This is a genomic window from Candidatus Andeanibacterium sp., from assembly GCF_057143545.1.
On sequence record NZ_DBNHSF010000002.1, the window covers coordinates 1 to 22,727 of the forward strand.

Sequence of the window (22,727 nt, forward strand, 5' to 3'; positions counted from 1 at the left end):
GCCCGGGCGCCTTCGCTTCCTCGGTGAAGGCGTCAAACATCGCCTTTGTCTTTTCGCCCCCGTATCTGAATCTTTGGGACGTGCCATGCGGCTTGGCGACCACTGTCAATCCCTGGATCTTGTCGCCTTGCTCCGCGTAAAGCACGACCTTCATATTCCCGGATACGGACAGCTCGACAATCAGCGCGACCAATTCGCTCTCCACTTCGGGCTGAGAAGCCGAAGTTGACTGATTTCTCTCTTCTGCGGCCGATCCAGGCGGGACTGCCAACAATGCGACGGCGGTAAGAGCGAAAAAGGCTCTCACTCCGCAGCCTCGACGATGGCTTCGTTCGCCGCTTCGATCTCGGCGGCCCTGGCCTCGACCAGCTCGACAATGTGGTCGAGCATGTCGGCATTCTGCACATGGTGGTCGGTCACGCCCGAGAGATAGACCATGTGCTTGCCCGCGCCGCCGCCGGTGATGCCGATATCGGTTTCGCGCGCCTCGCCCGGGCCATTGACCACGCAGCCCAGCACCGAAAGCGAGAGCGGGGTCTTGATATGCTGGAGCCGTTCCTCGAGCGCCTGGACGGTGCGGATCACGTCGAACCCCTGCCTGGCGCAGCTGGGGCAGGAGACCACCCGGACGCCACGGGTCCTGAGCCCCAGCGATTTGAGGATTTCGAATCCGACGCGGACCTCCTCTTCGGGCTCGGCCGAGAGCGAGACCCGGATCGTGTCGCCGATCCCGGCCCACAGCAGATTGCCCATGCCGATCGAGCTCTTGACCGTGCCGCCGATCAGCCCGCCGGCCTCGGTAATGCCAAGGTGCAGCGGGCAATCGACAGCATCCGCGAGCTGCATGTAGGCGGCAACCGCGAGGAACACGTCGGACGCCTTCACCGCGACCTTGAATTCGTGGAAATCGTGGTCTTCGAGGAGCTTGATATGGTCGAGCGCGCTTTCGACCAGCGCCTCGGGGCAAGGCTCGCCGTATTTCTCAAGAAGGTCCTTTTCGAGGCTCCCGGCATTCACCCCGATGCGGATCGCGCAGCCATTGGCCTTGGCCGCGCGGACCACTTCGGCAACCCGTTCGCTGCTACCGATATTGCCCGGATTGATCCTCAGGCACGCGGCGCCGGCGTCGGCCGCTTCGAGCGCGCGCCGGTAGTGGAAATGGATGTCGGCCACGATCGGGATGCGCGCCGCCTTGACGATCGCGCCGAGCGCGGCGGTGCTGTCCTCGTCGGGGCAGGAGACGCGGATGATGTCGGCCCCGGCATCTTCGCAGCGGCGGATCTGGTCGATCGTCGCCGCCGCATCTTCGGTCGGGGTGTTGGTCATGGTCTGGACCGTGATCGGGGCATCGCCACCGACCGGGACATTGCCGACCATGATCTGGCGGCTCTTGCGGCGGGTGATGTCGCGCCAGGGGCGCAGGCCGGGGTTGTGGTCTGACATGCGCGGCATATAGGCTGCAAGCGGTTGCCGGACAATGACTTCGGACCTCACGATTTTGCGAGAATGCTCCGCAGTGCCATCCGCAATTCTTCCGGTCGGGAACGGGCAGAGTCAGTTGCCCGCCAGGCGACAAAGCCGTCCGGGCGCAGCAGGAGTGCGCCGTCTTCGCCGATCCCGCATTTCCCCGCAGCATCGCAAGGCAGGCAGGTTGCCGGGATCGACAGCGAATCGGCCAGGTCTTTCCATGCTTTCCCCCGAGACCCGTGCAACAAGGCAAGCCCGGTTCCGGTGCAATCGAGGGTCGAGCGGCCATCTGCGAGCCAGGCATGCGGCACCCGGCTGCCGGGGCGGCCACGCGTCAGGTCCGGGTGGAGGCAGGCAGGCTCGTCCTCGCTGCGTCCTTCGACCACTGCGTTCGAGCGGTAGAACTGGCCTATCTCCATGGTCAGCTCGTCGCGCACTTCAGGCGTGTCCGGCGCAATCTCCTCGGGCACCACCCGGCGGATGTAGCGGGCATAGGCCTGCTCGACAGTGAGCTGCCCCACCGGGAGCCTTTCGGCCTCGTAGCTCTCGAGCAGGGCTTCGCCTGCCTCGCCCTTTATGACCAGCGCCAGCTTCCAGCAAAGATTGGCGGCATCCTGAACCCCCGTATTGCCTCCAAAACCACCGGTCGGCGGAACGACATGCGCGGCATCGCCGGCCAGGAAGACGCGGCCATTGCCAAAGTGCGTGGCGCATTCGGCGGTGGCCTTCCAGGTCGCGACATCCTCGATTTCGACCGCGAGATCGGGCACGCCCACCGCCGAACGGACCAATTCCATGCAACGATCATGGCTGGTATCGCGAGCAATGTCCTTGGCGCCGGGCAAGCCCAGGTCGCCGAGCGTGTTGACTGCCAGGAACCCGCGGGTCCCGCCCGCCTCGAAGCGGAAGAAGCCGCGCTGGTCGCGGTTGATCACGTAGATCACGCCGAGCTGGCGCCCTTCCAGCCATGGCCGGCAATCGGCCGTGAAATAGATCGTGATGCTGTCCGAGAGCAGGCCCGGACCCTCCATGGCGATTCCGAGCCGTTCGCGCACCGGGCTGCGGTTGCCGTCGGCGGCGATCATCCAGCGTGCGCGGATTTGGGCTTCCTGTCCCGAGTCGCAGTCGCGCACGGTCGCCAGCACGTGATCGGGACGCTGTTCGAAGGTGACCAGCTCGGTGCGGTAGGAGAGCCGCGCACCCAATTCGGCGGCGCGTGTGTGCAGCAGCGGCTCGAGGCTCTGCTGGGTCATGAAGAAGCGGCGGCACGCGCTGTAGGGTTCGACCCCCAGATTGATGTCGGGGATATGTTTGGCGAGTTCGCGTCCGGCGAGCGATTCGACCGCGTTGATCCCGCCATCCGGACCGAACTGTTCGCGCGAGGCGGCGAGGATCGCGTGCTCCAGCCCGATCCGGCGATAGCACTCCATCGTGCCGAGGTGGAAATAGCCCGCGCGCGGATGGATCGAGGTGCCGGCATGCTTTTCGACCACCAGTGCGTTGACTCCGTGGTGGCCGAGGAACGCCGCGGCGGACAGGCCCACCAGGCTTCCACCGACCACCAGCACGTCGCATTCCACGGGGTGCCCGGCCGCTACCGACTGTTCGAGGATTTCCTGCATCGCTCGTCTTTATCGTCCAATTTCAGAGCCGGTGCAGCTTAGGAGATTGAATCGCCGCCGCAAGCTGCGCATGATGCGCGGCGATGGAAGAGATTACCACATTCGACACATTCGAGGGCGACACGCCGCTCTTGTTCGGTCGCGTGCTCGACGGCCAGGGCGGTGGTCAGGAGATCAAGTGGGACGAGGCCGGCCGCTGGCGACCGGGCGCGCCCCGCGAAGTGCTGTGGCTGCACCTGCAAAGCTCCGCCCTGGGACTGAGGGACTGGCTGCAGGAACACCTCGGCATGTCGGGGCCGACCGCGGATTTGCTAACTTCGGACGATACTAGGCCGCGCTCCTTCCGCGAAGGCGAGGCTCTGGTCGCGACGCTCAGGGGCATCAACCTCAATCCCGGCGCCGAGCCCGAGGACATGGTTTCGCTGCGCATGTGGTCCGATGGCGAGCGGGTGGTAACCGTGCGCAGCGTACCGCTGCAGACCCCGAGCCATGTCCTGCGGGACATCGACAGCGGGACGGGACCGGTCGATGCCGGCAAGCTGATTACCGAACTGGTCAAAGTCATGACCACGCGCATGAGCCGCTCGATCGTCGAGATGAACGATCAGATCGACCAGCTCGAATTGCTCGACAACGAGGAGGATGCCGAGGAGATCCTGTCACAGATCACCGATATCCGCCGCAATTGCCTCTCGCTCAAGCGGCACATGTCGCCCCAGCACGAGGCCCTCGAATGGATCGCGCGCGACGCGCCGCGATGGTTCGAGGAGCATGACCGGCGCGAGATCGCCGAAACGATCGATCGCTTGCGCCGCTATCTCGACGACATCGATATCAGCAAGGAAAGTGCGGTGGTCCTGATGGACGAAATCCGCGGCCGTACGCTCGCCCGCTCCGAACAGACCAGCTACATGCTCACCATCGTCGCCGCGATCTTCCTGCCATTGACCTTCGTCACCGGCCTGCTCGGTATCAATGTCGGCGGGATTCCGGGCAGCAATCACGAACTCGCCTTCTGGATCGTGATCGGATTGTGCGCGGCGATCTTTGCGGTGCAGCTGGTGTTGTTCCGCAAGTGGAAGTGGCTCTAGCGTGGATCAGAGTCTCAATTCGAACAGGAATTCGTCGTCGCGGTGGTTGCCGACCCAGAAGGAAATGTCGGCGATCCTGGAGAAGCCGTAGCGTTCATAGAACCGCTGCGCCCCATGGTTTTGCGCATAGACCGACAGCTGGATCGCGTCCGCGCCCCAATTGCGGCATTCGGCCAGCACCCATTCCATCAATGCCGAACCGGTGCCGCGCCCCAGCGCTTCGGGCGCGCAATAGAGCTGGCTGAGCGTGGCCGGCCGCGTGGGCCAGGGCCGGGGCCGCTCGTCGAAACCCTTGCCAAGCACGAGCAGGCAATAGCCGAGCAGTCTGCCGTCCGCTTCCGCAAGCTGGATGCGGGTGCCCGGATCGGCCATCGCGTTGCGATAGGCTGCCTCGGTGCGGTATTCGTCCAGGAACGCTGCGAGGTCCTTCTCGCTGTAGAGATGGCCGAACTTGGCGACGAAGGCCTCGCGCCCGAGCCGGGCGAGCGCGGGCAGGTCGTCGGGAGTGGCGGGGCGCAGGATCATGGTCCCACGCCCCTACACGAAAATTGCAGGATCAGAACATCTTGCTGAGCGAAACGTTGAGGCCAAAGTCGCGCGGCAGCTGGATGCCGTTGAGGTCTTCGTAAAGCGGCAGGTTCACCTCCGCTCCAAGCCGCAGGGCCTCGCCGATCACGAAATTCACCCCCGCTCCCGCATCGAGCACATCCCCGCCATAATTATCCTGCCGGTCGGGCGGGGAAGCATGCTTGTGCGGCCCGTTGTAATGGCCCTCGACCGCACCTTCGCTGGTGAAGCCGACCCGAAGCGACAGCGACACATGGCTCCCGAGTGGCTTCGAAAGCCAGGCATTGGCGGAGAACCTGTCGCCAAAGGCGAAGCCGCTCTCGTTCGCGTCCTCGAGCCGGATGAGGTGCTTGACCTGCGCGCCCCAGCCGAAGCCGCCCTCGATCCCGCGCAGGGTGAGGCTGGGCTCGATATCCCAAGTACCCGATCCCGGCTGCATCCCGTAATGGACGAAGGTCCCGTCCGCATTCTTCCTTGAAGTGCTGCCGGTCGGGATCGAGAGGCTGAGCCCGGCATGCGCCGCGAGGCCGCGATCGCGTGACAGGCTCACCAAGGCTCCCAGCCTGGTGTCGCCGAAGCCGCTGACCGAATGGGTCATGGTTTCGCCGAGCATGAGCGAGTGATGTCCGTCCATGTCCATATCCATGCCGGCCATCGGATCGATCCCGACCATGGTCATTTCCATCCGGTTCCAGGTCGGCATGAGCATGAAGGTCAGCGTATCGTTGGGCGCATACATGATGTGGAGCATCGCCATGTCCATGGTCATGGACTGGGTGCGGACGGCATAGCCCGCCGCCAGGATGTCGGCATCGGCGATCGGGTCTGTGCCGCTTTGCGGCATGTCCGAATGGCGCATGTGCATCCATTCGAACCCGATCATTATCTCCCCGGATTCATGGACGTGGTCGCCCATCACGCCGGACGGGCCATGCGCATCGGGGCGATAGCCCATGGCGGTTATGAGGTCGTCGTTTTCAGTGTCTTCGGCCAGCGCCGGGGTGGCGATTGCCATAAGCAGCAGCGCCGGAGCGCCGCCAAGAATTGTCCTGGTCATGTTTGAATACTCGCTTGATCGTGTTGGATTGGTTATTTGCGATCAGACGAGGGCAGGCGGTCCCCGTGTCGGCGGGCGAGGGGCATGGAGCGTGGCGACGAGTTGTACTGTGGCCGACTGGCTTGGCGGGACGATGTGCAAGATCGGCGCGGCGAGTGCGGGCAGGACGGGCAAACCCGCCGCATGGGCAAGCGTACCATAAGGACAGGTTTCGCGCGGTCCTTCATGGGCCGGCTCTCCCGGGTGGACATTGCCTTGGGCATCGAGCGTTGCGACCACCAGCCCCTGGCCGGTGCACAGGGTGATCTTGACCCCGTCGGAGCCCGCAACCGGCATCCAGCCGCTCGGCACCACGGCCCTAGTCGCCAGCAGGGCGAGGAGGACGAACCACAGGATCGGGCGGCGGCGCAAGGTCATGCTGGGCGCGCCTCTAGGCGAGGCGGCCGGGGGCGTAAAGCGGCAAACAGAAAGGGCGCGAATCCCTCCGAACCCGCGCCCTCCCGTTGCAGTCTAGCGCTGCATCAATGCCTGTTGCGCCAGTCTTCGAGCATCTTGCCGGCAGTCTCGCGGCCGCCCAGGCCGAAGGCCAGCGCGGCAGCCAGCGCCCCGCCGACCGCAAGTGCTCCAAACGCCATCTCGACGATTTCCTCGCCCACCCCCATGAATTGCAGGCCCATGAAGGTGGACAGGAGGATCGCGGTCCAGCGGACCACCGTCGCCGCCAGCGAGGTTGCCCCGCTGCCCGCGATCAGCTTGGCCAGCAAATTGGCGATAAGGAAGCCGGCCAGGATCACCACCGCGCCGAAGATGATCCGCCCGCCGAGATCGAGTATCTGGTCGAGCATCGCGGAAATCTCCGGAATGCCCAGCAGCCGTGTCGCGACGATCGCGACCGAAAGCACGATTGCGATTTGGGCGATCGTGGCGATCCCCTTCGACGCCCGCGCTCCTTCGGGCAGCAATTGGGTCGATGCGATCGCCCGATCGACACCGAGCCCGGGGAGGATCTCCTCGAGCATCTGCGCCACGAAGCGGGCGATGAAGAAGCCCATCGCAAGCAGCACAGCGGCGAACACGAACATCCAGAACGCGGTCTGGATCTGCACCAGGATCGCTCCGACCGGTGCCGAGACGCCTTCGAGCTGCAGCCGGTCGATCGCGAAGATCGCCACCGGGATGATGGTGGCGACATAGGCGATGGCACCGATTGTCTTGCTCAACGCCGAATTGCCGGTGACCGAATCCACACCGCCCTTGTTGATCCATTTGTCGAAGTTGACCGTCTGCAGCGCGGTGACCACCAGGTCGCGCAGCACCCGCGCAACCATCAGGCCGATGAAGAAGATCAGCACTGCGAAGACAAGGTTTGGCACAAAGGCGATGAAATCGTCGAGCATGGTTTGCAGCGGCGCGGTGGCGTCGCCCAGTTCGAGTACCCGCAGAATCGCGAGGAGGCCGGCCAGCCAGATCACCAGTGACAGGATCATGCCGAGCGAATGGCCGATACTTCGGCCGCCGCCGGTGTCGCGCTTGAGGACTTCGACCTTCTCGACCATCTTTTCGAAGGCCCATCTGGCGGCCCAGGCCAGGGCCCAGGTCGCCGCCAATATCAACAAGGCAAATAGAACCTGTTGGCCGATCTCCATCGCCAACTGCTGATCGAACGCATAGTTTCCGATACGCATGAGCAAGCCCCTCCTCCTAGTTCCCAGGGTCTTCGCCCTGAGTTGGCGGGGTAATTACCATCGGCCCGAAAAATCGGGAAATCGCCCGGTGGATAACTTGCCGTTGCCAGTCAGAGTTCGCGGCTCATGCAGATCGAGAATTCGTCTGCCACGTAGTCACCGAAGGCGGGGCATTCCGTAAATCCGTTGCGTTCGTAAAGCCTGCGCGCGGGTTCGAACGGTTCCGTCCTGCCGGTTTCGAGGCCGAGCCAGCGATAGCCGCGATTGCTTGCTTCCGCGACCAGACGATCGAAAATCGCCTTGCCCGCGCCTTTGCCGCGATAGCCGGGGGCGGCGCGCATCGATTTCAGCTCGCCACGTGCATTGTCGAGCTGCTTGATCGCTCCGCAGGCGGCCAACCGCTCGCCATCCCAGGCGGAGAAAAAGGTCACGTCGGGCTCTCGCAGCCGTTCGATCGGCATTGCGTGGACCTTGCAGGCGGGTGACCAGAGATGCATTTCGGCAAGGTGGAAACGCAGCAGCTCGGCGATCTCCGGTCCGGACAGGTCGTCTTCACGGATGGCGTATTGCGGGTTCACGAGTACTTGTCCGCTTTGCGTTTGCCGAAGCGCATGTCGCCTTCGAGCCTGGCGCGCAGCTGGGCATAGAAAGCCTCGAGGAAGGCGCGCTCGTCGCCCGATCCGGCATGCCACCCGATCTTGCCGCAGATCGTATCGGCGACCGATTTCAGCGCCTTCGGATTGTTCTGGCGCAGGACCTGTTCGAGTGCCTGCAATTCATATTCCCCATAGACCGAGAGTTCCTCGTCGCCGAACTGGTATTGTGCGCCGGTCGTGGCGGAGACGCCCCTTGCCGCTTCCCCCACCGACATCGCCTGTTCGAGCTTGCGCCGCGGCGCTTCGAGCACCCAGGTCCCCGCGATCAGGTCGCCCGCGCGCAGGCGATCCTTGTTGAAGAACGGGAAGAACAGGAACAGCAGCAGCCAGGCGAGGGCGGCCCAATCGGCAAGCCCCCCCTCGAAACCCGCCCGCAGCATGAATTCGATCGGCAGGAATATCTCGATATCGCGCAGCAGGTTGCGGGCGATGACCGCTTCGACCTTCAGCCGCCCGCCATCGCGCGCCGCGATCCTGATGCCGACCATCCGCTTGCCGGGGGTTGCTCCGCGCGGTCCCAACTCGAAGAACAGGAAATAGCCATAGCGAAAGACGAAGATCGCGATGATCCACAGCACCATGACGAGTTCGAGCACCGGTTCAGGACCTTCGACCTGGTCGAAATCGTAGATCTGCGTGGCGACGGACGCAGCGGCGATGCTCACGACGACGAAGGCGACGAGCATGATGATCAGGTCGAGCACCAACGCCCCGGCCCGCGCGCCCTTGCTGGCGACGGTGACCGGGAGGGAGAGCCCCTCCGGCGTTACGAGCGACCGTATCCGGTTGGCATCCCTTCGCCTGAGCGCGACCGCGGTCACGAGACGCCGCTTTCGGTTCTGCGCTTGAGAACCACGAAATAGCTGATCCAGAAAATCAGCATGAACCCGCCAATCACAAAGCGGCTGCCGGTGTCTTCCACCAGTTGGCGGGCGAATCCCTCAAGCAGCGCGGCGGCGAGCAACATGATCACGACCCCGGCCATGACCTGGGCGGCACGGCGCCCGCTTTCTGCCGTAGCCGCCAGCACCGAGCGCTTGCCCGGGAAGGCCATCGATCGCCCGACATGCAGGCCGGCGGCCCCTGCCAGCAGGATCGCGAACAATTCGGTGGTGCCGTGGACCGAAAGCCAGGCAAGGAATTCGACCGTCAGGCCGGCATCGGCGAACAGCCACAGCATCGCCCCGAGCAGGGTGAGGTTATAAACCAGCAGCAGCAGCGACGGCACGCCGAAGGCAAAGCCGAGCGCGAAGCACAGGATCGCGACGCGGGCATTGTTGTTGAACAGGAAGGACGCGAAAAAGCCGAGGCCGGACCCTTCCTCGGTCCCGCCCAGGCTTTCAAGCAGGGTTTCGCGCGATGCGCCGGGCACTCGCTCATCGAGGAAGCCGCCCGGCACCAGCCTGAAATACCACTCGTTGTCGCGTTCGACGAGCAGCCAGCCAACCACCGTGCCGGCCCCCATCACCGCCAGCGCGATGCAGATCTCAAGCCAGATTTCGCGCACCGATGCGCTCCACCCGCCGCCAAGGAACCGGCGTGCCCAGGCAAACAGCGAACTGCGAGGGCCATAGACCTGGAACCATGCACGCTGGACGAGCGATTCGAGATAGCCAAGCGTTGCCGCATCGAGCGAGGTCTCGCGCGCGACCGCCAGGCTCGAAGCGGCAGTCCGGTACAAAGCCGGCAATTCCAGGAGGTCGGTATCGCTGATCCCGCGCAGCCTGCCCTTTTCCATACGGACCACGATATTCTCTAGCCGTCTCCAGTCTGCCTCGCGCTCGAGGCGGAAGCGGTCCGATCGCAGCGCCGCCTGCTCGATATCGGGCGGTGCTTCAGCCTTCCTGGAGCGGAACAACTGCGTGATCGGCTTCATCCGATCGCTCCCGACCGCTTGGCGGCGTAATAGCGATCGATCAGCCCGTAGGTGATCGCGTCCCATGGCGCTTCGATGACGTCGACCCCCAGATGCCGCAGGCGCTGCAACACGAGCGCGCGCTGCCGGGCAAGCGTATCGGCGGTGACGGCGGTCGCGATGGCGCCGATGTCTTCCGGCTCGGCGGAAATCAGCTCGTCGAGCTCGGTATCGGTCATGGTCACGAACAGGACGAGATGGCGCTGGACCAGCCGCGAGACGCTTTCGATCATCAGCTCGGCACTGGTCGGGTCGGTGAAATCCGAAAACAGCACGATCATCGAACGCCGCTTGAGCCGTGCAGCGAGAGTCGCCAGCGCCAGCGTAAAATTGGGTTCGGCGGCATGATAATCGAGCGCCGCCGCCGCGGATTGCAGGCGGTGGAACTGGCGCGAGGCCGTTATGAACGGCGTGCTGAGCACCGGTCGCCGGGCAAATCCGAACAGCGAGACCTTGTCGCCGCTCTTGAGCGCGACATAGGCCGAAGTGAGGGCGGCGGTCACCGCCCGGTCGATCCGCGGCAGTCCGGCGAGCGGTTCGCACATCGCCTGTCCGCAATCGAACGCGAAAACGATCTGGTTGTTGCGCTCGCTCTCGTTCTCGCGCGCGAACAGGCGGGTCTGGCGGGCCGAACTCTTCCAGTCGATCCGGCGCCGGTCCATCCCTGGCTCGTATTCGCTCAGCGACTCGAATTGCGTTCCTTCGCCGCGAATTCGCCGGGCGATCACGCCGAACTGCGCGTCGCGGAAGAACAGCTGCAGGCTCGGCGAGCGGACCGGGGCAAGATTGGGCCAGACGCGCATTTCGGAATCGAGCTCGAACCGGGCCTGGCGTGACGCGAGGCCCAGCGGCCCGGGCCATTGCAGCCACAATCGATCGACCTTGCCAGTGCCGCGCCGTGACGGAGTCAGCAGGAACGTCGTGGTGTAGATGCCCTCTGCCGGATCGGGTTCGAGGTCACCCGAAACCCGCCCCTCCGGGCCCAGCCGGGGGTCGAACGCTATCGCCGCGCTGGGCTTGCCGCTCATCGCCCGTGCCCTGATTTCGGCCAGCACGGTAAGTTTCACCGCTTCGCCGACTTCGGCATCGGGTGGAAAGTCTACTCTCGCTTCTCCGAGTACACCGGCGAACAGGCCGTCGAGCAGGACCAGTACGAGCAACATGGCCACGGTCGCCGGGGCCACGACCCAGGCTCCCGGAGCGCTCGCCGCGACCAGCAGCGCAATCGGCGCGGCCAGCACGGCGAGCAGCAGGGTGCGGGCGGTCGGGACGATCATGGCCAGCCGCTCAGCGGGGCGCCTCGGTCTGTTCGACCAGCTCGCCGACCAGCGCCTCGATCTCGCGCCCTTCGATTTCGGCGGCGGGCGACAGCAGCAGGCGATGGCGCAGCACGGCGGTGGCGAGCGCCTTGACGTCGTCGGGGATGACATAATCGCGGCCGGCAAGGGCGGCGCGTGCGCGCGAAGCGTTCGCCAGCAGGACTGCGGCCCTCGGCGAGGCACCGCTTGCAAGGTCGGCGTTGTCGCGGGTCGCCCGTACCAGTCTGACGATGTAGTCGGTGACTTCATCGGCCACGGTCACGCTCCTTACGGCCCTCGAAGCGTCCGCGAGCCGGCTGCGGTCCGCGACCTGCGCGATCCCGAAATCCGCCGGTTTCTGCGGTCCGCTGCGGTCTCCGAAACGGATGACGATCGACGTCTCTTCCTCGAGGCTGGGATAATCGACCAGGAGTTTGAACAGGAACCGGTCGAGCTGCGCTTCGGGCAGCGGATAGACTCCCTGGTTCTCGATCGGGTTCTGGGTCGCGACGACCATGAAACTGTCGGGCAGTCCGTGGGTTTCGCCATCGAGCGTGACCTTGCGTTCCTGCATCGCTTCGAGCAGCGCTGCCTGGGTCTTGGGCGGAGTGCGGTTGATCTCGTCCGCCAGCAGCAGGTCGCAGAAGATCGGACCGCGCGTGAGCGTGAACTGGCTGGTCTGGAAATTGAACAGGTTGGAGCCGAGGATATCGCCCGGCAGCAGATCGGGAGTGAACTGGATCCTCCCGAATTCGAGTCCGAGCGTCGCCGCGAAACATTGGGCGAGGAAAGTCTTGGCGGTACCCGGCGGCCCTTCGAGCAGCACATGGCCCTGGCTGGCGAGGGCAATCAGGAGATGATCGATCACCTCTTGCTGGCCGACCACCGCCTTGGCCATTTCGGCCCGGATAGAGTCCGCGATTGTGCGGACCTCGTCGAGCGACATGCTCATGAGGATAGCTCCCTTTCGATCTGTTTGAGTGCGTGGGCAGGGGCGAGCAACTCTCCCCTTGTCCTGGCATTGCGGAGCGATTCGGCATGGCCGGAAAAGGCGGCGCTGCCGAGGCCCCGCGCCGCCAGCAGGCGGTCGATATCGGCTTCGACACGGCCGGCATTGCCATGCTGGCGCAGGCCAAGCTGCCTGCCGATGCGGTTTCGCATCATGGTTGCATAGGGCTTGCCGAGCAGGTGCAAGCGCTTCGAACGCTGGATGAGCGCCGCGCCGTTCGTCGCCAGCTGGCGCTTGCCGAACGATTGCGCCGCTTCCTCGGCCACTGGCGGGCCGAACCGGCGATAGCCGCGCCAGCCGATCACCAGCGCCGCGATCAGCAGGCACAAGGTCGCGGCCAGGAAGGGCGGCGTGAAAGCGAGGGTCAGCAGGTTCTCGGATTGACCAAGGCCGTTGAGCGTCACATCGAAGACGATCGGCATGTCATAGTCTTCGAGAGTCGCAGCTACCAGGCCGAGCGCCAGCATCGCCCGGTCGCGGTCGGCCAGTCCGAAATTGTTCACCAGATCCGGTTCGGCGACGATCACGACCGGCCAGGCATCGTAATCGGTGGCGTCTTCTTCGTCATAGGGCTCGATCCCCGCGGCTTGTGAAAGCACGGGATAATAGCCGCCATCGTCCTCGAAGCCGGCCAGCATCCGCCCCTGGTCGTCCGTCACCAGCGGAACAAGACTGGCCGCAGATATCGGCTGGATCGCGTCGGGCCGGGGGAACCGCCCCTCGATCCCCAGGCCGGCCCAGCGCGCGTTGCTGTCGCCTGGTGGCGCGACCGCGCTTTCTTCCCCGACAAACGCCAGTTCTCCGCGATCTTCGAGAAAGGCGATCGCGTCATTGCCGCCAAGGTCCTGCGCCCATTCTGGGGTGCCCGCGAAGACAAGGTCGACCCAGCCGGGGCGGGCATCGACCTCTTCCGTGTCGCGCGCGCGCCGGACGAGCCATTTCGGAAGGATGACCATGGTCGGCCCGAGATGGCGCCTGCGCTCCAGGATGTTGTTGATCTCTTCGGCCTCGGTCCAGAAGGGGGGCGAAATCACAAGCAGCGATTCATCGTCGAGCCTGCCGGTGTCGCGCGACAATTGGACATCGTAGCCCTGGGCATCGAGTAGCTCGAACAGCGCGGCATAACCGTTGAGGCCCTTGCCCCTTGCATGGGCATCGCCATTGGCGGACTGGTCGCCGGTGAAGCCCGCGCCGATGAAATACAGCGTCGCGACGAAAGCCAGCGCTCCGAACACCAGCATGCCGAGCACGACCCTTGGATCGAAAGGCGAAGCAGAGCCGCTCAATGGCTCGCAGCCCCGAGATCGGCCAGGGCGAAATCGCTATAGGCATCGCGCGCCGCTCGCCAGTCGCCCGCATCGAGGCCGCGCAAGGCGAACAGGCTGCGCTCGACCCGTTCGGCAATCGTCTCGAACGCCACGCGCGCCCTGTCCGGAAGCGAGCCGTGCCCGGCGATTTCGCGGGCGGTCACGGAAGGTGCCAGCCAGCCCGGCCTTGCGGAGGAGATCTGTTCGACGCTTCCTTGAAGCAGGAGGTGGGTCGCTTCCGCGAACTTACCCTCGCTTGCAAGCCGGTCGGCCTTTTCAAGCAAGGACAGTGCATCGGCGCGGTCGGGCGCCCATTGTTCGTGGCTTTCCTCTTCGACGGGCGGGCGCCTGCGGATGCCCAGCAGCGGCTCGATCATTCGCCACAGGAGAACGAGCAGCAGGACGATGCCGGCCCCGATCAGGATCCATTTGAAGACCGGCCAGGATATGCCGAGCAGGTCCGCGAGTCCGGCAAAGATGCGATAGAGGAATTCGCCGAGTTCGATCAGCCATTGCGGGGTTTCGCGAGGCTCTTCCGGGGGATAGTCCAGCGCGGCGAACTGGATATCCGGATCGGCGCGCACCTTCTCCCAATCTGCACCGGCTTCCGGCGCAAATACTGATGTGCTAATTTCCCCCGATCCCGTCGTCACGGACCGATTGGTGGCATGGCCGATCAGTGGGTGCAAGCGGCTTGCCGAACAGGCGAAGAATTACCCGCGAATTCGCGCCTGGCGATAGCTGCCGAGCAGGCGCAATTCTTTGCAATGAAACGCCAGTTCTTCGAGCGCGCGATCGACATGAGGCTCGCCCGGGCGGCCGATAATGTCGGCATAGAACATGGTCGCCGCAAAACTTGCGCCCTTCTGGTAGCTTTCGAGCTTGGTCATGTTGACCCCGTTGGTGGCGAACCCGCCCATCGCCTTGTAGAGCGCGGCCGGGACATTCTTCACTTCAAAGATGAAGGTCGTGATCGCGGGATCGTCTCCCAGCGTCGCCGGATCGAGCGCTTCCTTTGCCAGGATCACGAAACGGGTGGTGTTGTCATGCGCGTCCTCGACCCGGTCGTCGACGATTTCCAGTCCGTAGAGTTCGGCCGCGAGCGCCGGCGCAATCGCCGCGATGGTGGGATCGCCCCGCTCCTTGACATAGGCGGCGGCACCCGCGGTATCGGCGTGGCTCATCGGCACGATCCCGCGCTCGTGCAGGTAACGGCGCGACTGGCCCAGCGCTTGGGGATGGCTGTAGGCCGCCTCGAATGGACCCCTGCCCAGGCCCATCAGAGCATGGTGGATCGGCAGGAAGAATTCGTCGACGATCGACAGCCCGCTTTCCGGTAGCAGGAAGTGGATATCCGCTACGCGGCCATGTTGCGAATTCTCGATCGGGATGATCGCGGCCCCCGCCTTGCCCTGTTTGACGGCGTCGAGCGCGTCTTCGAAGCTGAAACAGGGAAGTGGCAGGCAGTCGGGCCGGTATGCCAGCGCCGCGCGGTGCGAATTCGCCCCCGGGGCACCCTGGAAGGCGATCGCGCGCGCGGGATCCTCCGCGGCCGCGGATGCCATCTGTTCGACCAGTTCGAGTGCCGGGGCGGGATAGGAATGCATCGCCGACGCGCCTAACCGGCGGGAGCCATGCGGACAAGTCACTATCGGACTTGCGAAGAGCGCCCTGCGCCACTAGAGCGGCGCCGAAACCACCACAGCCCGGACAGATTACGGATGAGCGACCGTTTCAATACCTTTGCCGGATGGCTGCTTTTCGCAGGCATCGTTGCCCTTGGCCTGTCGAGCGTAAGCACGCGCTATTTCAGCGCCGACAAGGTCCATCGTCCGGAAGAAATGGCCTATATGCCGGTCGAAGTCGCGGCCGAAGGCCCCGGAGCCGCAGGCCCGTCCTTCATGGCGCTGCTGGCGACGGCCGATCCCGCCGCGGGTGAGCGCGTGTTCGCCAAGTGCCAGGCCTGCCACACGATCGCGCAGGGCGGCGCGAACGGGATCGGGCCGAATCTGTTCGGCGTGGTAGGAACAGCCATCGGCGCGCATGCACCGGGATTTGCCTATACCGCGGCGCTGTCGGGGCATGGCGGCAGCTGGAGTTTCGAGAATCTCGATCAATGGCTGACCAATCCGCGCGGGTTTGCCGACGGCACCAGCATGAGCTTTGCCGGCCTGCCCAAGGTCGAGGATCGCGCAAACCTGGTGGCCTATCTCAACAGCATGGGTTCGAACCTGCCGCTGCCCGAAGTGGTCGAGGAAGCGCCGGCGGAAGAGGAAGCGGCGATCGAGGGCGAAGCGGCTGCGGTTGAAGAGGCGCCGGCCGAGGAAGCCGCTGCCGAGTAAGCGCGTCAGTCGCGCCCCTTGAATTCCTGGGCTATCACATACCATTCGGACGAGCCCTTGCGGCTCGCCGGCGGCTTGGCGTGCTTCACGCTGCGGAAATGCCGCTTGAGCAGGGCGAGCAATTGCGTGTCGGTGCCGCCCGCCAGTACCTTGGCGACGAAGCTGCCGCCTTTCGCCAGTGTTGCGATCGCGAAATCGGCCGCGGTCTCGACCAGCGCCATCGTGCGGAGATGATCGGTCTGCCGGTGGCCGACCGTGTTGGCCGCCATGTCGGACAGCACCAGGTCTGGCGGGCCATCGAGCGCGCGCTCCAGCGCTGCCGGTGCGCTCTCATCCATGAAGTCCAGCTGCAGGATCGTGACTCCGTCGATCGGCTCGACGGGCAAGAGGTCGATTCCGACGATCGCTGCCCTGGGGGCCTTGGCGCGCACGACCTGGCTCCAGCCGCCCGGCGCAATTCCCAGGTCGACGACGCGCGTCGCGCCCCTGAGCAAGCCGAACCGTTCGTCGAGCTCGATCAGCTTGTAGGCCGCGCGGCTGCGGTATCCCTCAGCCTTGGCCTGTTTGACATAGGGATCGTTCAACTGCCGGGCGAGCCAGCGGATCGATGAATCCTTGCGCTTCTTCGCGGTACGGACGCGCTTCTCGGGATCGCGGCCTGCGCGGCTCATCGTCTCAATGCCCGCCGTCGCGCCGTTTGCGCCGGATCCCGGCCCTCGCCTTGTCGCCTGCGCTGTCGGTGCGGATCAGGCTGCGCAAAATGCCCTCCCGGATTCCGCGATCGGCAACGCCCAGCCGGTCCGCCGGCCAAATGTCGAGGATTGCCTCGAGGATCGCACAACCGGCGACGACCAGGTCCGCCCGCTCATTGCCGATGCAGGGCAGCTGCCGGCGCTCCTCCGGTGCCATTGCCGACAGGCGGGTGCTGATGTCGCGCATGGAGGCTGCGGGGACGATCAGCCCGTCAACCGCCTTGCGATCGTATTGCGGCAATTCGAGATGCAGGCTGGCAAGAGTCGTGACCGTGCCGCTGGTGCCCAGCAGCCTCAGTTCGGGACCCCTAAAATCCCCGATCCGTTGGGCAAAGGGTTCGACGCTGTCGCACACCAGTTGCTTCATCCTGGCATAGCGTTCGATCCGGGCTTCGGGCGAACTTTCATCCATGCCGCAGGTCTCGGTGAGCGATACCACGCCCCAGGGCACGCTCAGCCAATCGACGATTTCGGGGGCCTGTCCAGCCTGGTCGATCAGGACCAGCTCGGTCGATCCCCCGCCGATGTCGAAGATCACCGCCGGACCCTTGCCATTCTCGAGCAGGATATGGCAGCCGAGCACTGCCAACCGCGCCTCTTCCTCGGCGGAGATGATGTCGAGCACGATCCCGGTTTCGCGTTGCACCCGCTCGATGAACTCGGCCCCGTTTTGCGCCTGGCGGCAGGCTTCGGTCGCGACCGAACGTGCGAGGTGGACATGGCGCCGCCTGAGCTTGTCGGCGCAGATCCTGAGTGCGCCGACGGCACGGTCCATCGCTTCGTCCGACAACCTTCCCGTTTGCGCCAGGCCCTCGCCCAGCCGGACAACCCGGCTGAAGGCGTCGATCACCACGAAGCTGTCGCCTGCCGGGCGCGCGATCAGCAGACGGCAATTATTCGTGCCAAGGTCGATTGCGGCATAGGATGGACGGCGTGCCGGGGAACTTTCGTCGCCGCTCCGGATCGCACCGGACGGGGTCTGCCTGCTCCTGCCGGAAGCGCGGGCCCCCCCGCCCGTCCCCCGGTCGTCCCGCTTGTGCCGGTCCCGGCGCCCTGCGGGCTCCGGATGTCGCGCGGTTTCCCGCTGGCTGTCCGGCGGGATGGTGTCCGCCATGATCGCAGTTTCCAATTCTCATGCCCGCTCGTCGAGCGGGTACCTGGACGGAAAGCTAGACGCTGCGGGGGCAAGGGGCAAGGTCCGGCAAGTCGGGACCGGCCGGCGCTATTCGTGGCGCAGCGCCTCGATCGGGTCGAGCGAGGCGGCGCGGCGAGCCGGGAAATAGCCGAAAATCACGCCGATCAGGCCGGAAATCCCGAAACTGATCAAATTGATCAACGGATCGAAGATGAAGGGCAGGCCGAATGCCGCCGAAAGCCCGGCGGAGAGCGCGAAAGCCAGCAGGATTCCGACAATGCCGCCGAAACAGCACAGCACCACTGCCTCGGTCAGGAATTGCCGCTCGACTTCGCGCGCCCTCGCGCCGATCGCCATGCGGATGCCGATTTCGCGGGTCCGCTCGGTCACCGAGACAAGCATGATGTTCATGATCCCGACCCCGCCGACGACCAGGCTGATGCCGGCAATCGCGCTGACGATGGCGGTCAGGACGCCGACCGAAGCGGCGACCGTCTCGTTGATCTCGGCCGTATCGACCACGTCGAAATTGCTGTCCTGCCCTTCGAGAAGCAGCCGCCGTTCGCGCAGCAGGTCGACCAGTGCGTCCTGCACCGCCTGGCTTTCGACATTGGTATCGTAGGCGACCGCGAAATTGTTGATGTTGTCGTTGCCGATGAAGCGCCGCTGGACGTTCTTGATCGGCATCAGCACCGAATTGTCTTCATCGTTGCCGCCGCCGAGGCCGCGCGAATCCGCGATCCCGATGATCCGGCAGGAAACGCTTCCCAGGCGCATCTGCTCACCGATCGGGGACGATTCCGCCGAGAAAAGTTCTTCCAGAACGGTCTGGCCGATAATACAGACATTATCGCCCGCTAGCTCTTCGGCGTCCGTGAAGGAGCGCCCTTCGGCAATCTTGACCGAGCGGGCGACCATGAATTCATTGCTGACGCCTTCGACCCGGCTGGCCCAGTCCTGACCGTTATATACCGCGGTGACGTCTTGAGTGACGCTTCCCGCGACCGCCTTGACGCCCGCGATCTGTTCCCGGATCGCCTCGATGTCCTCGTCCTCGAACGGCCGCCAGACGCCCTGTTCGTCCTGGATCGGGAACACGATCAGGACATTCGAACCGAGCGAACTGATCTGCTCCGAGATGTCGGCGGTGGCGCCGCGTCCCAGCGTCACCATGGTTATGACCGCCGCGACGCCGATGATGATCCCCAGCGTGGTAAGGAAGGAGCGCATCAGATGCCGCCGGATTTCCTTGAGCGCGAGGATCAGGGTGGTGCCGAACATCAGCCGATCCCTTCTTCCGCCGCGGCCGTTTCGGCGGCCCGTTCGGCCCTGCTGCCGCGCTCGATCCGTTCGACCAGCCCGTCGCGGAAATGGACGATGGTTTTGGCATAGGCCGCCATGTCGGCTTCATGGGTCACCATGACGATGGTAATGCCCTGCCGGTTGAGATCGGCCAGCAGCTCCATGATCTCGATCGAGCGTTCGCTGTCGAGATTGCCGGTCGGCTCGTCGGCCAGCAGGACTTCGGGTTCGGTGACCAGCGCGCGGGCGATCGCAACGCGCTGCTGCTGTCCGCCGGACAGTTCTCCCGGGGTATGGTCCGCCCAGGGAACCAGGCCGACCTTGTCGAGCGCCTTCGTCGCCAGTTCGCTCCGCTCGGCCTTGCCCAGTCCGTGATAGACCAGCGGCAATTCGACGTTTTCGAGCGCCGATGTCCGCGCCAGCAGGTTGAAGCCCTGGAACACGAAGCCGAGATATTTGCGCCGCAGCAGCGAACGCTGGTCCTTGTTGAGTTTCTGCACTTCGCGGCCAAGGAAGCGATAGACGCCCGAGCTCGGCGTATCGAGACAGCCGACAATATTCATGCAGGTCGATTTGCCCGAACCCGAAGGCCCCATCACGGCCACGAAGTCGCCGCGCCGAATCTGCAGGTCGACGCCGCGCAGCGCGCGAAATGCCGCCTCGCCCTGGCCGAAGGTCTTGGTGATGCCTTCGAGTTCGATGATCGGTTCGCCGATCACCTAGTCTTCCTCGACCCCGGGAGCCTTGATGCTGGTGACGACCTTCATGCCCACCTTGAGATCGCCCGATTGCACGACTGTCAGCCGGCCGTCGCTTCGTCCGGTGGTCACGGAGACCGGCTCGATCGACCCGTCATCCTGCAGTACGTAAACGGTCTGGCGGCTACCCACGCCGATGGTTGCCTGCGGTCCCTCCCGCTCGAGACCGAAATCGTTGCCGTTATTGAGCTGCACGCCGCCCCGGTCGTCCTCGATCGGAGGCCGGAAGCGGAGCGCGGCATTCGGCACGAGCATTTGCTCGCCGGTGCTTTCGGTCGCGATATTCGCGGTTGCGGTCATGCCCGGGCGCAGCAGGCCGTCGCTGTTGGCAACGCTCAGCCGTGCTTCGTAGACCACCACTGCATTGGCGGCGGCCTGTTCCTGCGTCGTGGTGTTGTTCGAAGCGAGGTCGACCCGTTCCACCACCGCGGGGAATTCGCGGCCCGGATATGCGTCGACCGTGAAATTCGCTTCCTGGCCCTGCCGGACATTGCCGACATCGGCTTCGTCGATCGAGACGCGCAGCTGCATTTGCGAGAGGTCTTCGGCAATCACGAACAGGGTCGGCGTGTTGAACGAGGCGGCCACCGTCTGTCCCGGCTCGACCTGCCGCGCCAGCACGACGCCGGCAACCGGAGAGCGAATGATCGCCCGGCTGCGCTGGGTCTCGGCCGAGGACAGCGAGGCCCGAGCCGAGACCACATTGGCCTGCTCTGCTGCAAGCGCCGCCTTGTCGCGAGTGACATTGGCCTCGGCAACCTCGAGTTCCGATTTCGAGGGAACCTTTCCGTCCGACAATTCGTAGACCTGCCGCAGCCGGTCGAGCTGGGCCTGGTCGTATTCCAGCGTCGCGCGGGCCCGTTCGACATTGGCGAGCGCGGAATTGAGGTTGGCGCGCGACCGGGTGATGTCGTTCTCGATCACGTCGGTATTGATCCGTGCAAGGACCTGTCCGCGCACGACCCGATCGTTCACGTCGACGAAGATTGCGTCGATCTTGCCCGATACTTCCGAGCCGATCTCGACCTGGTTGGTCGGGCGCAAATTGCCGGTCGCGGTGACATCGATCTCGAGCGACTGGCGGGTCACTTCCTCGGTCAGGTAATCGGGATTTTCATCGTCGCCCGATACCCGCCAGACGACCAGCGCGACCAGCAGCAGGAACGCTGCCGGAATCCAGTATTTGGCCGTGCGCCGCCAGCGCGGTGCCTCCGGCTCGCCCAGGAATTCGTCGATCTTCTGGTTGGTGCCTGTATTGGTGTTCATGGCGTATTCCCGTTAGCGAGGGTTTCTTCCCATTCCGCGATCGCCCAGCCTCCGCCCAAAGCCTGGGTCAGCCTGATGAAGGCCGACGCGCGGTCGGCCTGGGCCGACACCATCGAGTTGCGAGCCGTCAGCAGTTGGCTTTCGGTGGTCAGCAGGGTCTGGAAATCGGTCAGCCCGGCCTGGTACTGGCTGCGGGCGATCAGGGCGGCATTGGTTGCCGCGTCGAGCGATTCGGCGATATCGCCGATCCGGTCTTCGGCGGACCGGCGAGACGCGATGGCATTTTCCGCCTCTTCGAGGGCCGAAAGGATCGTGCTTTGCCAGCCGGCGAAGGAACCGTCGGCCGCTGCCTCGGCGGACCGGATGCGCGAGGTGGTCTGCCCGCCGTCGAACAGCAGCTGGTTGACGCTGGCGGCAATGCTGCCGGTCACGAGGTCGAACAGGTTCAGCGGTCCGGCATCGTTCGTCCCGAGATTTCCGCTCAGCGTCAGCAGAGGAAAGAGTTGGGCCCGGGCGACGCCGATCCGCGCCGCGTCGGAATACAGTCGAGCCTCCGACTGCCGGATATCGGGACGCCGGCGAAGCAGGTCCACCGGCGCGCCAAGCTCGCCGAGTTGCGGCGGATCGGGTAACGGCTGGAATTCGGCCAGCAGCGCCCGGACGCGGCCCGGCGGTTCGCCGATCAGGGTCGAGATGGCGTTGGCGGTCGCCGCATAGCTACTTTCCAGCAGGGGTATGCTGGCCGCCGTTTGCGCCCGCTGGCTGCGCGCCTGTTCGACGTCGAGGCTGGAGACCAGGCCGGCCTGGTTGCGCCACTGGGCGATCTGCAGATTGTCTTCCTGGATCGCCAGCGAACTGCGCGCAATTTCGAGCTGGAGCATTGTCGAGCGCGCCGAAATCACCTGCAAGGCGACTTGCCCGGCGATGACCCGCTGCAGGTCGGCCAGCGAGTAGCCCGCTGATTCATAGTCGAACCTGGCGGCCTGCGCCGAGGATCCGATGCGCCCGAACAGGTCGAGCTCCCAATTGGCATTGAGACCGAGGTTGGAGGTGATGTCGTTCGACGCGCCGTCGCCGACTGCGCGGCTTGCTCCGCCAGTGGCGGCGAGCGAAGGAAGCAAACTCGCGCGTGCCTGGCTCAGGCCTTCGCGCGCCTGGACCAGCCGGGTGCCTGCCTGGACGATATCGAGGTTGTTGGCGATCGCCTGGTCGACCAATTCGGTCAGGACCGGGTCGCCCAGCGCCTGCCAATAGGATGCGAGCTCATAGGAAGCATCTCCGCTGCCGTGCTCGCTCCACTCTTCGGGGAAGGCAATCTCCGGATCGGAATAGCTCCCGGGGGCGGGGCCAAGCGCGCAGCCGCCAAGGGCCATCGCCAGCATGGCAGCACAAGCCGATCCCCTGCCAAGACACTTGTACATCCCGTTTCCCCTTCAGGAGCAACGCATTAGCCGCATTGTCCTCAGGGCGGAAATGGGCATTCGACCGTTCAATTATA

The 22,727-nt window shown here is 64.8% G+C and carries 23 protein-coding genes; 2 read left to right on the forward strand and 21 right to left on the reverse strand.

The features are described 5' to 3' along the window. The 3 genes from AC16XC_RS00020 to AC16XC_RS00030 all read right to left on the reverse strand — a co-directional run. Positions 1–307: hypothetical protein (locus AC16XC_RS00020; RefSeq protein WP_484032582.1), on the reverse strand; the 307-nt coding region annotated here is incomplete at its 3' end. Next, positions 304–1,443: a flavodoxin-dependent (E)-4-hydroxy-3-methylbut-2-enyl-diphosphate synthase gene (ispG, locus tag AC16XC_RS00025; RefSeq protein ID WP_484032612.1), complete on the reverse strand. Its 1,140-nt coding sequence runs from the start codon at positions 1,441–1,443 to the stop codon at positions 304–306. The genes ispG and AC16XC_RS00020, both read right to left, overlap by 4 nt. A 47-nt stretch (positions 1,444–1,490) precedes the next feature. Further along, on the reverse strand, positions 1,491–3,089 hold the full coding sequence (locus AC16XC_RS00030; protein ID WP_484032583.1) for an FAD-dependent monooxygenase: 1,599 nt from the start codon (positions 3,087–3,089) through the stop codon (positions 1,491–1,493). Positions 3,090–3,172: 83 nt separating this feature from the next. On the opposite strand from AC16XC_RS00030, the gene AC16XC_RS00035 reads away from it, so the two are divergent. Then, positions 3,173–4,180, forward strand: coding sequence for a zinc transporter ZntB (locus tag AC16XC_RS00035; RefSeq protein ID WP_484032584.1), 1,008 nt, complete (start codon positions 3,173–3,175; stop codon positions 4,178–4,180). Between the two features lie 6 nt (positions 4,181–4,186). Here AC16XC_RS00035 and AC16XC_RS00040 read toward each other — a convergent pair whose 3' ends face one another. The 12 genes from AC16XC_RS00040 to AC16XC_RS00095 all read right to left on the reverse strand — a co-directional run bounded on the left by AC16XC_RS00040 (position 4,187) and on the right by AC16XC_RS00095 (position 15,281). Beyond that, on the reverse strand, positions 4,187–4,705 hold the full coding sequence (locus AC16XC_RS00040) for an N-acetyltransferase family protein (RefSeq protein WP_484032585.1): 519 nt from the start codon (positions 4,703–4,705) through the stop codon (positions 4,187–4,189). A gap of 31 nt (positions 4,706–4,736) precedes the next feature. Next, entirely contained in the window at positions 4,737–5,804 is a 1,068-nt protein-coding gene (locus tag AC16XC_RS00045) for a transporter (protein WP_484032586.1), read from the reverse strand. A 42-nt stretch (positions 5,805–5,846) separates the two neighbouring features. Next, positions 5,847–6,221 carry a DUF2946 family protein gene (locus tag AC16XC_RS00050; protein WP_484032587.1) on the reverse strand — a complete coding sequence of 125 codons (375 nt, stop codon included), beginning with the start codon at positions 6,219–6,221 and terminating at the stop codon, positions 5,847–5,849. 104 nt (positions 6,222–6,325) lie between these two features. Beyond that, positions 6,326–7,489, reverse strand: a complete 1,164-nt coding sequence (locus AC16XC_RS00055; RefSeq protein ID WP_484032588.1) for a mechanosensitive ion channel — start codon at positions 7,487–7,489, stop codon at positions 6,326–6,328. A gap of 110 nt (positions 7,490–7,599) precedes the next feature. Further along, a complete protein-coding gene (locus AC16XC_RS00060) occupies positions 7,600–8,067 on the reverse strand; it encodes a GNAT family N-acetyltransferase (protein ID WP_484032589.1) in 468 nt (155 codons plus the stop codon). Then, the gene (locus AC16XC_RS00065) at positions 8,064–8,966 is read right to left on the reverse strand and encodes an RDD family protein (RefSeq protein WP_484032590.1); all 903 of its coding nucleotides are present in this window, start codon (positions 8,964–8,966) and stop codon (positions 8,064–8,066) included. Before AC16XC_RS00065 ends, AC16XC_RS00060 begins: the two co-directional genes overlap by 4 nt. After that, entirely contained in the window at positions 8,963–10,021 is a 1,059-nt protein-coding gene (locus AC16XC_RS00070) for a stage II sporulation protein M (RefSeq protein WP_484032591.1), read from the reverse strand. The genes AC16XC_RS00065 and AC16XC_RS00070 overlap by 4 nt, the downstream gene beginning before the upstream one ends. Beyond that, positions 10,018–11,337, reverse strand: coding sequence for a DUF58 domain-containing protein (locus tag AC16XC_RS00075; protein ID WP_484032592.1), 1,320 nt, complete (start codon positions 11,335–11,337; stop codon positions 10,018–10,020). The genes AC16XC_RS00070 and AC16XC_RS00075 overlap by 4 nt, the downstream gene beginning before the upstream one ends. Before the next feature lie 10 nt (positions 11,338–11,347). Further along, positions 11,348–12,304, reverse strand: coding sequence for an AAA family ATPase (locus tag AC16XC_RS00080; protein ID WP_484032613.1), 957 nt, complete (start codon positions 12,302–12,304; stop codon positions 11,348–11,350). A 2-nt stretch (positions 12,305–12,306) separates the two neighbouring features. Then, the gene (locus AC16XC_RS00085) at positions 12,307–13,653 is read right to left on the reverse strand and encodes a DUF4350 domain-containing protein (protein ID WP_484032593.1); all 1,347 of its coding nucleotides are present in this window, start codon (positions 13,651–13,653) and stop codon (positions 12,307–12,309) included. Next, positions 13,650–14,327 (reverse strand): hypothetical protein, encoded by a 678-nt coding sequence (locus tag AC16XC_RS00090; protein ID WP_484032594.1) that lies wholly within the window; start codon positions 14,325–14,327, stop codon positions 13,650–13,652. The genes AC16XC_RS00085 and AC16XC_RS00090 overlap by 4 nt, the downstream gene beginning before the upstream one ends. Positions 14,328–14,387: 60 nt before the next feature. After that, positions 14,388–15,281 carry a prephenate dehydratase gene (locus AC16XC_RS00095; protein ID WP_484032595.1) on the reverse strand — a complete coding sequence of 298 codons (894 nt, stop codon included), beginning with the start codon at positions 15,279–15,281 and terminating at the stop codon, positions 14,388–14,390. 114 nt (positions 15,282–15,395) lie between these two features. Here AC16XC_RS00095 and AC16XC_RS00100 point away from each other — a divergent pair, with 114 nt between their 5' ends. Beyond that, positions 15,396–16,016 carry a c-type cytochrome gene (locus AC16XC_RS00100; RefSeq protein WP_484032596.1) on the forward strand — a complete coding sequence of 207 codons (621 nt, stop codon included), beginning with the start codon at positions 15,396–15,398 and terminating at the stop codon, positions 16,014–16,016. A gap of 5 nt (positions 16,017–16,021) precedes the next feature. Here AC16XC_RS00100 and AC16XC_RS00105 read toward each other — a convergent pair whose 3' ends face one another. The 6 genes from AC16XC_RS00105 to AC16XC_RS00130 form a co-directional block, all read right to left on the reverse strand. Continuing rightward, positions 16,022–16,687, reverse strand: a complete 666-nt coding sequence (locus AC16XC_RS00105) for an RlmE family RNA methyltransferase (RefSeq protein WP_484032597.1) — start codon at positions 16,685–16,687, stop codon at positions 16,022–16,024. Positions 16,688–16,691: 4 nt separating this feature from the next. Further along, positions 16,692–17,882, reverse strand: coding sequence for a Ppx/GppA phosphatase family protein (locus tag AC16XC_RS00110; protein ID WP_484032598.1), 1,191 nt, complete (start codon positions 17,880–17,882; stop codon positions 16,692–16,694). Between the two features lie 108 nt (positions 17,883–17,990). Beyond that, on the reverse strand, positions 17,991–19,184 hold the full coding sequence (locus AC16XC_RS00115; protein WP_484032599.1) for an ABC transporter permease: 1,194 nt from the start codon (positions 19,182–19,184) through the stop codon (positions 17,991–17,993). Next, a complete protein-coding gene (locus tag AC16XC_RS00120; RefSeq protein WP_484032600.1) occupies positions 19,184–19,924 on the reverse strand; it encodes an ABC transporter ATP-binding protein in 741 nt (246 codons plus the stop codon). The genes AC16XC_RS00115 and AC16XC_RS00120 overlap by 1 nt, the downstream gene beginning before the upstream one ends. Further along, entirely contained in the window at positions 19,925–21,229 is a 1,305-nt protein-coding gene (locus AC16XC_RS00125) for an efflux RND transporter periplasmic adaptor subunit (protein WP_484032601.1), read from the reverse strand. Continuing rightward, positions 21,226–22,650 (reverse strand): efflux transporter outer membrane subunit, encoded by a 1,425-nt coding sequence (locus tag AC16XC_RS00130; protein WP_484032602.1) that lies wholly within the window; start codon positions 22,648–22,650, stop codon positions 21,226–21,228. Before AC16XC_RS00130 ends, AC16XC_RS00125 begins: the two co-directional genes overlap by 4 nt. Positions 22,651–22,727: the final 77 nt, after the last annotated feature.